11 protein-coding genes and 3 tRNA genes are annotated in these 10,990 nt (G+C 61.4%); 6 read left to right on the top strand and 8 right to left on the bottom strand.

What is annotated here, in order from left to right; translation table 11 throughout:
* Window positions 1–240: 240 nt before the first annotated feature.
* From B7O88_RS06975 to B7O88_RS06950, 6 genes are all read right to left on the bottom strand, one after another.
* A tRNA-Lys gene (locus tag B7O88_RS06975) sits at window positions 241–316 on the bottom strand.
* A 14-nt stretch (window positions 317–330) separates the two neighbouring features.
* Window positions 331–407, bottom strand: a tRNA-Pro gene (locus B7O88_RS06970).
* 12 nt (window positions 408–419) lie between these two features.
* A tRNA-Asn gene (locus B7O88_RS06965) sits at window positions 420–495 on the bottom strand.
* 325 nt (window positions 496–820) lie between these two features.
* A complete protein-coding gene (locus tag B7O88_RS06960) occupies window positions 821–2,368 on the bottom strand; it encodes a phosphoenolpyruvate carboxykinase (protein WP_088274604.1) in 1,548 nt (515 codons plus the stop codon).
* A 176-nt stretch (window positions 2,369–2,544) separates the two neighbouring features.
* Window positions 2,545–3,426, bottom strand: a complete 882-nt coding sequence (gene hslO / locus B7O88_RS06955) for an Hsp33 family molecular chaperone HslO (protein ID WP_088274602.1) — start codon at window positions 3,424–3,426, stop codon at window positions 2,545–2,547.
* Between the two features lie 32 nt (window positions 3,427–3,458).
* The gene (locus B7O88_RS06950) at window positions 3,459–3,866 is read right to left on the bottom strand and encodes an RNA-binding S4 domain-containing protein (RefSeq protein WP_088274600.1); all 408 of its coding nucleotides are present in this window, start codon (window positions 3,864–3,866) and stop codon (window positions 3,459–3,461) included.
* A gap of 102 nt (window positions 3,867–3,968) precedes the next feature.
* Here B7O88_RS06950 and rimB point away from each other — a divergent pair, with 102 nt between their 5' ends.
* Window positions 3,969–4,430 carry a retropepsin-like aspartic endopeptidase RimB gene (gene rimB / locus B7O88_RS06945; protein WP_088274598.1) on the top strand — a complete coding sequence of 154 codons (462 nt, stop codon included), beginning with the start codon at window positions 3,969–3,971 and terminating at the stop codon, window positions 4,428–4,430.
* A 56-nt stretch (window positions 4,431–4,486) separates the two neighbouring features.
* Window positions 4,487–5,392, top strand: a complete 906-nt coding sequence (gene rimK / locus B7O88_RS06940; protein WP_088274596.1) for a 30S ribosomal protein S6--L-glutamate ligase — start codon at window positions 4,487–4,489, stop codon at window positions 5,390–5,392.
* A gap of 217 nt (window positions 5,393–5,609) precedes the next feature.
* Here the strand turns inward: rimK and yrfG are convergent, their stop codons facing one another.
* Complete coding sequence (gene yrfG, locus B7O88_RS06935; RefSeq protein WP_088274594.1) at window positions 5,610–6,284, bottom strand: GMP/IMP nucleotidase; 675 nt, start codon at window positions 6,282–6,284, stop codon at window positions 5,610–5,612.
* 138 nt (window positions 6,285–6,422) lie between these two features.
* Here yrfG and nudE point away from each other — a divergent pair, with 138 nt between their 5' ends.
* Together nudE and msrA are read left to right on the top strand one after the other, a co-directional pair.
* Window positions 6,423–6,989 carry an ADP compounds hydrolase NudE gene (nudE, locus tag B7O88_RS06930; protein WP_088274592.1) on the top strand — a complete coding sequence of 189 codons (567 nt, stop codon included), beginning with the start codon at window positions 6,423–6,425 and terminating at the stop codon, window positions 6,987–6,989.
* Window positions 6,990–7,001: 12 nt separating this feature from the next.
* The gene (gene msrA, locus B7O88_RS06925) at window positions 7,002–7,649 is read left to right on the top strand and encodes a peptide-methionine (S)-S-oxide reductase MsrA (protein ID WP_088274590.1); all 648 of its coding nucleotides are present in this window, start codon (window positions 7,002–7,004) and stop codon (window positions 7,647–7,649) included.
* Between the two features lie 9 nt (window positions 7,650–7,658).
* Here msrA and B7O88_RS06920 read toward each other — a convergent pair whose 3' ends face one another.
* Window positions 7,659–9,167, bottom strand: a complete 1,509-nt coding sequence (locus B7O88_RS06920; protein WP_235005758.1) for an HDOD domain-containing protein — start codon at window positions 9,165–9,167, stop codon at window positions 7,659–7,661.
* Window positions 9,168–9,292: 125 nt separating this feature from the next.
* Here B7O88_RS06920 and B7O88_RS06915 point away from each other — a divergent pair, with 125 nt between their 5' ends.
* Together B7O88_RS06915 and B7O88_RS06910 are read left to right on the top strand one after the other, a co-directional pair.
* Window positions 9,293–10,036, top strand: a complete 744-nt coding sequence (locus B7O88_RS06915) for an AraC family transcriptional regulator (RefSeq protein WP_088274589.1) — start codon at window positions 9,293–9,295, stop codon at window positions 10,034–10,036.
* Window positions 10,037–10,121: 85 nt separating this feature from the next.
* Complete coding sequence (locus tag B7O88_RS06910; protein WP_328587507.1) at window positions 10,122–10,988, top strand: DMT family transporter; 867 nt, start codon at window positions 10,122–10,124, stop codon at window positions 10,986–10,988.
* Window positions 10,989–10,990: the final 2 nt, after the last annotated feature.

The following is a 10,990-nucleotide window of genomic DNA, read 5'->3' as shown; positions in this document are numbered from 1 at the left end:
CGAAGGCGAAAAGCGGATTCAGTGGCAGCGCAATACAGGAACCAACCGCGCTACTTGTCTTTCCATGCTTAAACGGCGCGCTCGAGGTGGATGCCGGGGCACACGCTTGTTAACAAACGAGACTACAGACGCAGCCATGGCATACCCAGACGCGAGCCGCAAACGAAAAAAACCCGCACAAGGCAGGCCAGGAGAACTGATTCAGATAGAAATGAAAGATAGTGCAAGGAAGGTTTTGAGTGGTGGGTCGTGTAGGATTCGAACCTACGACCAATTGGTTAAAAGCCAACTGCTCTACCAACTGAGCTAACGACCCATGCTCAAAAAAACTGGTCGGGGTAGAGGGATTCGAACTCTCGACATCCTGCTCCCAAAGCAGGCGCGCTACCAGGCTGCGCTATACCCCGTTTATCTCAAGTTGGCTCCGCGACCTGGACTCGAACCAGGGACCCAATGATTAACAGTCATTTGCTCTACCGACTGAGCTATCGCGGACCGGCCTTGAAACATCTCAACAGCGGCAGTGGTTGGTAACACATATCCCCTGCTGAGGCGCGCCATTTTACCGACCAGCGCAGGAGTGTCAACCCTTTTTATCTCTTTTATTTCAATGTTCTATCGAAAGCCGTGGCAATCGATCCCCCTTCCGTATGGTCACCACCGGGAGGGGTGTACATCTGCCATGTTTTCGCGCCGCAAAGGCACCGGCCCGGACGCAGACGCGACATTGGCGAACCAGCATCGCACATCGCCAAACGGCAACCCTGAAAACACGAAACCCGCCATCAGGCGGGTTCCGTTAACGCGGCTTGTCTGCGGCTTAGCCCAGCTGTGGACCAGCAGCGACGATGGCGTCAGACACATCGAACTTGGTGAAGTTGTCGACGAACAGCTTGGCCAGATCCTGCGCCGCCTTGTCATAGTCTGCACTGCTCGCCCAGGTGTTACGCGGGTTCAAGAGCTTGGTTTCAACGCCAGGCACAGCAACCGGAACGTCCAGGTTGATAACCGGCAGGTGCTCGGTCTCGACACCGACCAGCGCGCCAGACTGAATTGCCGCAATGATCGCGCGGGTAGTCGGGATACTGAAGCGGCTGCCGGTACCGTACGGGCCACCGGTCCAGCCGGTGTTGACCAGGTAGACCTTGCTGCCGAACGCATTGATGCGCTTGATCAGCAGCTCGGCGTACTCGCCGGCAGGACGCGGGAAGAACGGCGCACCGAAGCAGGTAGAGAAGGTCGACTTGATACCGCCGCCCGAACCCATTTCGGTCGAACCGACCAGCGCGGTGTAACCGGACAGGAAGTGGTAGGCGGCCTGCTCGTTGTTCAGGATGGACACCGGCGGCAGCACACCAGTCAGGTCACAGGTCAGGAAGATGATCGCGTTCGGCTCACCGGCCATATTGGCAACAACGCGCTTCTCGACGTGCTCCAGCGGGTAGGCGGCACGGGTGTTCTGGGTCAGACTGACATCGGTGTAGTCGGCATGACGGGTAACCGGGTCGATAACCACGTTCTCGACGATGGAGCCGAACTTGATGGCATTCCAGATGACCGGCTCGTTCTTCTGCGACAGGTCGATGCACTTGGCGTAGCAGCCACCTTCGATGTTGAACACGGAGCCTTCTGCCCAGCCGTGCTCGTCGTCACCGATCAGGTTACGGGACTCGTCGGCAGACAGGGTGGTCTTGCCGGTGCCGGACAGACCGAAGAACAGGGTGGTGTCACCGTTGTCGCCGACGTTGGCGGCACAGTGCATCGGCAGCACGTCCTTGGCCGGCAACAGGAAGTTCTGCACGGAGAACATGGCTTTCTTCATTTCACCGGCGTATTGCATGCCGGCCAGCAGGACCTTGCGCTGGGCGAAGTTGATGATCACGCAGCCTTCGCTGTTGGTACCGTCACGCTCAGGCTCGCAGACGAAGTACGGGGCGTTCATGATCTGCCACTCGTCGCGAGAAGCCGGGTTGTAGGCTTCCGGATTGATGAACAGGGTGCGACCGAACACGTTGTGCCATGCCGTCTCGGTTTCCATCACGACCGGCAGGTAGTGGGCCGGATCGGCACCAACGTGGACGTGGGATACGAAGCTTTCGCGCGCGCCCAGATAGTCGGCAACGCGGGCCCACAGGGCGTCAAACTTGTCAGCCGGGAACGGACGGTTTACCGCGCCCCAGGCAATCGCAGAGCTGGTGGACGGCTCGTCAACGATAAAACGGTCCATCGGCGAGCGGCCGGTACGTGCACCGGTCTTGACTACCAGAGCGCCAGTATCTGCCAGTTGGCCTTCGTTGCGCTGAATGGCCAGCTCGATCAGGTGTGCCACGCTCAGGTCGGTGTACACGGTATTGGTAGCTTGCGTCATCAAACAGGGTCCTCTTCGACTTTGACCGAATGTATCTATCTAAAGACCGACCGATTCGGCCTAAGTCCGTGGGGGTTCAGGTTGGTTTTCGTCCATTGACTCAGCGCGGACTCAGCGCGCAGGCGCGCCATTATGCCAAAAAAAAGACAAAGTCGCTAAGCCCGCGCCGTTGTCGTTTAATGCAAACCCTTCGCGTGCTCGGCTGCAGCGGCAAAAAGCGCCTGCACCGCGGGCTCATCAAAACGGTAACGGCTATTGCAGAACTGACAGTCGACCGTGATCTCACCGCCCTGTTCTTCTAGCAGCGCGAGGACATCGTCCTGCCCGAGGCTGACCAGCGCATTGCCGGAACGCTCCATCGAGCAGCTGCATTCGAAATGCACCGGCTGCGCGTCAAACAGTCGCACCTCTTCCTGGTGATAGAGGCGATGCAGCAGGGTTTCGTTATCCAGACCAATCAGCTCTTCGGCGGTAATGGTATCGGCCAGCACGTTCAGGTGTGCCCAGGTATCGGCGCGCTCCTGCTCGTCCTTCTGACGGTCGGCCGGCAGCGCCTGCAGCAGGAAGCCGCGGGCTACGCGACCATCGGCATGCAGCCGGAAACGGGTCGGCAGCTGCTCGGAGTTGGCGAAGTAGCTGCCCAGCGATTCGGCCAGCGAGCCGCCTTCCAGCGACACGATGCCCTGGTAGCGCTGCCCCTTGTCCGGATCGATGGTGATCGCCAGCACCCCGTCGGGCATCAACTCACCGAGGGTTTCACCGCTGAGATCGTCGGCGTACCGGGCGATGCCGCGCACCCCCTGTTTGCTGGAGCACTCGACCATCAGGGTCGACAGCGGACCGCTGGAGCGGGCCTGCAGAATCAGCAGCCCGTCGAATTTGATGGTGGTCGATAGCAGCACCGCGGCTGCCAGCATTTCACCCAGCAGCGCCTGAACCGGCTGCGGATAGGGGTGCTTGGCGAGGATTTCGCGGTAGCTCTGATCGGCGGACACCAGCTCGCCGCGCACGTCGGCGTTTTCAAACAGAAAGCGTTGGGTAATGTCCTGAGCGGCCATGATGCACCTTCAAAAGGCGCGATTATACCCAATCAGTCCTCGGCCGGTGTATTACGTTCATCGCGAAAACGGAAGATCTGCCGGCGCTGCTTCTTGCTCGGCCGGCCGTCACTGATCTGCCCGCCGGCGCCCAGCGCCTTGCGTTGCGCCGCTGCCGCCTCGCGCGCGGCAATGCTGTCCTCGCTCTCGCGATAGAGCAGCTGCGCTTCAGGCGCGCCACGGCGCTGCTCGGACAGCACCAGTACCTCTACCGTCTTTTGATCCAGCCCCTGACGAATGCTCAACACATCGCCGACCCGGATCTCCTTGCTGGCCTTGCAGCGCTCGCCTGCGCACTGCACCTTACCCCCTTCGATGGCCGCCTTGGCCAGCGAACGGGTCTTGAAAAAACGGGCCGCCCAGAGCCATTTATCCAGGCGGACTTTGCCTTCTTGCTGCATCGGGTTTGTACTCCTCTCGCAGGCGCACTATAACAGGCTTGTCGAAACCGGAGACTTGCAGCATGATGCGCGCCCAATGGCCCCGGGCCTGGAGATACCGCTGTGAAAACCTTTGATCACCTTAGCGTGATCGGCCTGCGAGAGTGGGTCGCGCTGCCCGAACTCGGCATAAGCCAGATGATCGCCAAGATCGACAGCGGCGCCAAAACCTCTGCCCTGCATGCCAGTAACATCCGCACCTTCGAGCGTGACGACCAGACCTGGGTTCGCTTTGATGCGCACATCGGTAGCCGTACCCGTCAATACACCCGGAGCTGTGAAGCCCGCCTGGTCGACTTGAAACGAATCAAGAGTTCCAACGGTCAGATGCAGGAGCGCCACGTCATCCGCACAGCGATGGTACTGGGTGATCGACGTTGGGACGTTGAGATAACCCTGACCTGCCGAAAAGCCATGCGCTATCGCATGCTGATCGGCTGCACGGCGATGCAGGATGCCCAACTGGTAATCAATCCGGGACTCCGTTTCGTGCAGGAAAAGCCCCTGCTCGAAATGCCTCGCTGATAGACCATACCCTTACCCCCCCCACTACAGCGCATTGCAGCGTCAAGGGACCCAGAATGAAAATTGCGATTCTGTCGCGTAACGCCAATTTGTACTCCACCCGCCGGTTAATCGAGGCGGCGACAGAACGTGGCCACGAGGTGCGGGTAATCGACACCCTGCGCGCCTACATGAACATCGCCAGCCACAAGCCGTCGATTCACTACAAGGGCGAAGAGCTGGAAGGCTTCGACGCGGTGATTCCACGCATCGGCGCCTCTATCACCTTCTACGGCACTGCAGTACTGCGCCAGTTCGAGATGATGGGCGTGTTCCCGCTCAACGAGTCAGTTGCCATCAGCCGCTCGCGCGACAAGCTGCGTTCGCTGCAACTGCTGGCCCGCAAGGGCGTGGGCCTGCCGGTGACCGGCTTCGCCCACTCCCCAGACGACATTCCGGACCTGATCAGCATGGTTGGCGGCGCGCCGCTGGTGATCAAACTGCTGGAAGGCACCCAGGGTATCGGTGTAGTGCTGTGTGAAACCGAAAAGGCCGCCGAGTCGGTGCTCGAAGCCTTTATGGGCCTGAAAGCCAACATCATGGTGCAGGAATACATTCGCGAAGCCGGCGGCGCCGACATTCGCTGCCTGGTAGTAGGCGACAAGGTGATCGCTGCCATGAAGCGTCAGGCCAAGCCCGGCGAATTCCGTTCCAACCTGCACCGCGGTGGCAGCGCCAGCCTGATCAAGATCACCCCGGAAGAGCGGATGACCGCCGTGCGCGCCGCCAAGGTCATGGGCCTGAGCGTGGCCGGGGTCGACATCCTGCGTTCCAACCACGGCCCGGTAGTCATGGAAGTGAACTCCTCCCCAGGTCTGGAAGGCATCGAGACCACCACCGGCAAGGACGTCGCCGGCCTGATCATTGACTACATCGAGAAAACCGCCCGACCCAACCAGACGCGCACCAAGGGGAAGGGCTAGCGGTAGCTGCAAGCTGCAAGCTGCAAGGCGGATGGCCGCCCCCTGGAAGCTGGAAGCTGGAAGCTGGAAGCCAAGAGTCTGCGTAGTTGGCTGAGCCATGAGAAGAACTCTTGCCAATTATGTATCCCCGACCGTAGGGACGCGACATGTCGCGTCCGCAGCAGGAAAGCTGCACCAGGCACTGCAGCTACAATGGTGCTAAAACTGCTTCAAGCTTCTAGCTCGCTGGCGGCAGCTCCGCCGCCAGCGCCAGCTCCGCGTAATCCTCCACCGCCTCAAACTCCTCGGTATCGCGCCGCGCGCCTCGGCTGTCGGGCTCGCGCACGGCCAGCAGGTGGGCAATGCCATATTCGCGCGCTGAACGCAGCACACTGAGACTGTCGTCGATAAACAGCGTACGCTCGGGGTCGAACGGCATATCGGCCTGCAGGGCGTGCCAGAACGCCTGGGTTTCCTTGGGATAGCCGTAATCGTGGGAGCTGATCAGCCGCTGAAACCAGGTACGCAACTCCACCCGCTCCATCTTCAGCGACAGTGAATCCCGGTGAGCGTTGGTGATCAGCACCACCTGCCGGCCGCTGCGTTGCAGTGCCTGCAGGAAGGTGTCGGCGTCCGGGCGCAGGCTGATGAGATGCGCAATCTCGCGCTTCAATTCGACAATCGGCAGCCCCAGCTCACGGGTCCAGTAGTCCAGGCAGTACCAGTCCAGCTGGCCCTGAATGGCATTCATCATGGCGTACAATTCCGTCTTGGCCCATTCAATCGACTGACCGTGGTGACGGGCATAGCAGGCCGGCATGTGCTCCAGCCAGAAGTGGTTGTCAAAGTGCAGATCGAGCAGTGTGCCGTCCATATCGAGCAGCACGGTATCAATTGCATTCCAGTTGAGCATTGGCGGTTGGGCTTGGGCTTGAGGTGCGGCTATGATACCAGCGGACGCGCTGGTTGACTCAACCCACCCTGAACACCAAAGCTCAGGCGGCGATGCTCAGCACGTCCCACGCAATCGGTCGATCACCACGGAGCCCCCATGCCGCAGAAGCCGGAAACGCTGGAAGCAAAGATTGTCGCCAAGAGCCGCCTGTTTACCGTTGAGCAAGTCCAGTTGCGCTTCAGCAACGGAGTGGAGCGGACCTATGAACGGCTGGTCAACAAGGGTCAGGGTTACGGCGCCGTCATGGTGGTTGCCCTGCGCGATAACCGCACCGCGGTGCTGATCGAGGAATATTGCGGCGGCACGGACGACTATCAGCTGTCACTGCCCAAGGGGCTGGTTGAACCGGGCGAGGACGTGCTGGAGGCCGCCAACCGCGAACTCATGGAAGAGGCCGGTTTTGGTGCAGAACAACTGGAATTTCTGACCCATTTGTCGCTCTCGCCGGGTTACATGAGCCAGAAGATCGCGGTAGTGCTGGCCCGCAACCTGTACGAAAAACGCCTGCCGGGCGACGAGCCGGAGCCGATCCGGGTGGACCAGGTCGATCTGTACGAACTTAGCGAACTGAATGCCCGCAGCAACTTTACCGAAGGCCGCGCTCTGGCTGCCCTGTATCTGGTGCGTGACCTGCTGGAACAGCGCGGCGAACTGCAGCGCTGAAGGAGCCGAAAAATGTTCTTCCAACGCCTACCTGAACACAAGCTGCGCCTGCCCACGGCCGAAGAGGCCTTACCCGGTCGCGACACTCCGATCCAGACCAGCCAGACCACCCATAGCGTCCTGGGTACGCCACTGCATCCCCCCTTCCCCGAGCAGATGCAGACGCTGATCGTCGGCCTTGGCTGCTTCTGGGGTGCCGAGCGACGCTTCTGGCAGGTGCCCGGCGCATACAGCACTGCGGTCGGCTACGCCGGCGGCCTGACGCCCAACCCGACCTACGAGGAAGTCTGCTCCGGCATGACCGGCCATAACGAGGTGGTGCTGGTGGTGTTCGATCCGGAGGCGGTGTCACTGCAGCACCTGCTCAAGGTGTTCTGGGAATCGCACAACCCGACCCAGGGCATGCGCCAGGGCAATGACCAAGGCACCCAATACCGATCCGGCATCTACGTCAGCGACATGGCCCAGCGCGCCATCGCCGAGGCCAGCAAGGCCAACTATGCCAATGCGCTGCAGGAGGCAGGCCTGGGCGAGATCACTACCGAGATCCTGCCCGCGCCAACCTTCTACTACGCCGAGGACTACCACCAGCAGTATCTGGCCAAGAACCCCGGCGGCTACTGCGGTCTGGGCGGCACCGGAGTGTGTCTTCCGGGTTGAACAAACGGCTCAGCGCTGACTGAGCCGCTGCAGGCAAAGCCCGGTCAGCTCGGCGACGCGCTTGAAGGCGGCCAGCTGACTGGCACTCAGCTCTCGACCCGACAGCCGCATATCGCCATAGAGCACACCCACCCGGCGGCTGCCGGCGATAACGGGCGCGATCGCAAACGGACCGCTGCCCACCAGTTCGACCACCGCCGGGGTTACCAGTGATTGCAGCTCCTGACTCTTCGGACCGCCGAGCCAGAGGCAGTCGCGCTGTGCCAGTACATGACCGAAAATATGCTTCGCCCCATCGCCACAGGGCAGAGCAAAGGTTTCCCGCCAGCGCTGCGTGCCCTTGCCGATGGCCGTACGCACCCTGAACTGGGTCTGCTGCTCCGCCAGCACCATCAGGGCAATACGCTCAATTCCGGCGCCACGATGCAAACCCTGCATGACGGTGTGCAAAATGGTATCCACATCCATCGGCGCACGGGCCATCAGCTTGAGATGGTCAACCGACAGCTTGAGCATTTCCAGATTAGGCTGCAGCAGCGGGTCCGCCTCCACCTCGGGTTTGCGCTCTGCCGATACTTCATCGACCGAAGGCGTGCCGGGTACCACCTCCATCTGCAACAGGGCGGAGAGATCCAGAGGCAGATCATCCGCGCGCGGAATCCATTGCTGCAGATCGGCGTTGGAGCAGTTGCCGGCGATGCGCACCGCCTCCTGCCCACTGCCCACCAGTTGCTGCCAGGCATGCTCGGCATCGGTACCGATCAACTCGGCAACCGGCTCAATCAGCGCCTGAACCGACTCATGGGTCCAGCCCTTGCCGGCTACCCGCTCGGCCAGTGTGCTGCCCAGAGCCACCGCGCGGGCGGCGGGTCCGTCGCTGCTGCGACTGGCCTGGATCAGCTGACCGATCTCACCCATATTCCAGGTCTTCAGCAGACCGACGGTCAACTGGTCGAAGGTCACGCCGATTTCGCGCTTGAGCACCTTGTCCGGATCCGCTCCCGGCTCATTGAGACTGGCAACCAGACGGTCGGCGGTCTTGCCCGCATGGCTCCAGAACGCCAGTTCACCGATATGACTCAGCAAGGTGGCGATAAACACCTCTTCCTGCTGCCGCTGGTTCAGATACTGCGCCATGTTGCGCGCCTGCACAGCTCCGTGGAAGGAGCGAGCAAGCAACGCCTGCAGCTGTTCACGCGGGGAGTTTTTCAACAGACCATCCAGCAGGCTGACCGACAGACCGATCATCCGCACCTGATCAAAGCCCACCACCACAACCGCGCGTGAGAGCGTCTTGATCACCTCGCGGCCGGGGTTGCAGTAGACACTGTTGCTGACACGCAGCACCTTGGAGGCCAACGCTGCATCGCGCATCAGCACCTCGGTCAATTGGGCGACCGAGGCGGTTTCAGACTGCGACAACCGCAGCAGATCGTGTACCACCACGGCCATGGCCGGCAGCTCGGCGCGGTTCAGGCGCTCCAGCCAGGAACGCAGGCCGTGAGTCTCGTTATTCAAATCGGTCATCCGGGCAAAAAGTGAAGCAAACTCAAATGATACCACTGTGATATCAGCCAATGCAGCTTCCGTGCCCCTGTCGCCGACCGCTGTGCAAGCAGCCTACGCTTGCATAGAATAGCCCGATGTCGACGACCCGCCTTGATATTCATCACTACTCCGGTGACGCTGCCGCGCACACCCATGACGAACAGGCGCAACTGGTGTTTGGGCTGCACGGCACCCTTGAGCTGGCCTTCAACAACGAGGGTGGTCCGGTGCAGGCCGGCCGGGTAGCGATCATCGCCGCCAGCGACCGTCACGCGTTCTTCAGCCCTGATCAGGGCCGCTGCCTGGTCCTCGACGTCGATCCTGATGCGCCGCTACCCGGGCTGGAGCCGCAACGTGACAGCCAGCTGCAGCTGCTCGAGCACAGCCGCCTGAGCCCGTTGACGCCAGCCCAGACTCGGCTGGTCAGCAGCCTGGCCGGCCTGATTGACCAGCAACCCTGGCTGGCCGAGCAAAGCGCCGCCCTGTTGCTCGGTTCCCTGATGGGCCAGCCGGCACCAACCCGGCGCCTGCCACTGGAGAAGCTCAATGCGTTCATCGAGGCTCACATGGCGTATCCGCTTGAGGTGGCTGACCTGGCGCGTCTGAGTGGCCTGTCGCCCTCGCGTTTCAATCACTGGTGCCTGCAGGATCTGGGCTGCACACCGCTGGAGTACCTGCGTCGTCAACGCCTGCTGCGCGCACGCCAGCTGCTGGAGCACAGCCGCCTGCCTGTCAGCGAAATTGCCGCGCGTTGCGGCTATGGCAGCCAGAGCGCCTTTAGCCAGGCCTTCCGTAAACACTGGCAGCAGTCACCCAGCAGCCTGCGCAAACAGCACTAGCACGACAAATTTCAGCAGCTTTGCAACAGCAGCGTATGGGCGGGCGCGCTACCATCGCGCCCTATTACCCGTGTTTGAGACCGCCATGACCAACCTGACACACAATCGTGCCCTGCTTTTCATGCACGTTGCCGCCTTGCTGTTTGGCCTGACCGGGGTGTTCGGCAAGCTGGCCAGCACCACACCGGACGCAATCGTGCTTGGCAGAGCGCTGTTTGCCGTGGTTGCGCTGGTGATCTTCGCTCAACTGGGCAGTTTGCCGCTGGTCCGCCAGCTGACACGCCGTCACCTGGCCAGCCTGATCCTGTGCGGTGTATTTCTGGCGATCCACTGGCTGACCTTCTTTCATGCCATCAAGCTGTCCGGCGTCGGCATCGCCACTCTCGGCTTTGCCAGCTTCCCGGCGTTCGTGGTGCTGCTGGAGGCGGTGTTCTGGCGCGAACACCCCAGCCGGCAGGATCTGGTCAAGGTTGGGCTGGTCTGCGCCGGCCTGCTGCTGATTCCTGCCGAATTCAGCCTGCAGGCCGACAACACCGAAGGTTTGCTGTGGGCAATCCTCTCCGGCTTCTGCTTCGCCGCCGTATCGGTCGGCAACCGGTTGACCAGCGGGCACCTGCACCCGGTACAGATTGCCTGCTGGCAAAGTCTGGTAGTAGCGCTGATCGCACTGCCCACCGGCACCCTGGCACTGGCGCAGATGCCGGCACTGGACTGGCTGTGGATCGGCTTGCTGGGCGTATTCTGCACCGGGCTGGCGCAGGTGCTGTTTGTCTCCAGCCTGCGCGTGCTGAACGCGCGCACCGCCTCGCTGTTCTTCGCGCTGGAACCGGTATACGGCATTCTGATTGCCTGGTGGCTATTCGCCGAGCAGCCCACCCTGCGCATGCTGATCGGCGGGCTGCTGATCATCAGCGCAGTACTGATGGTACGCCGCGCGCCCACGCCCGCCTGAAA

Source organism: Halopseudomonas aestusnigri (genome assembly GCF_002197985.1).
Lineage (GTDB): Bacteria > Pseudomonadota > Gammaproteobacteria > Pseudomonadales > Pseudomonadaceae > Halopseudomonas > Halopseudomonas aestusnigri.
Note: the sequence above shows the minus strand (reverse complement) of the source record. Positions and strands in the feature narration are given on the sequence as shown.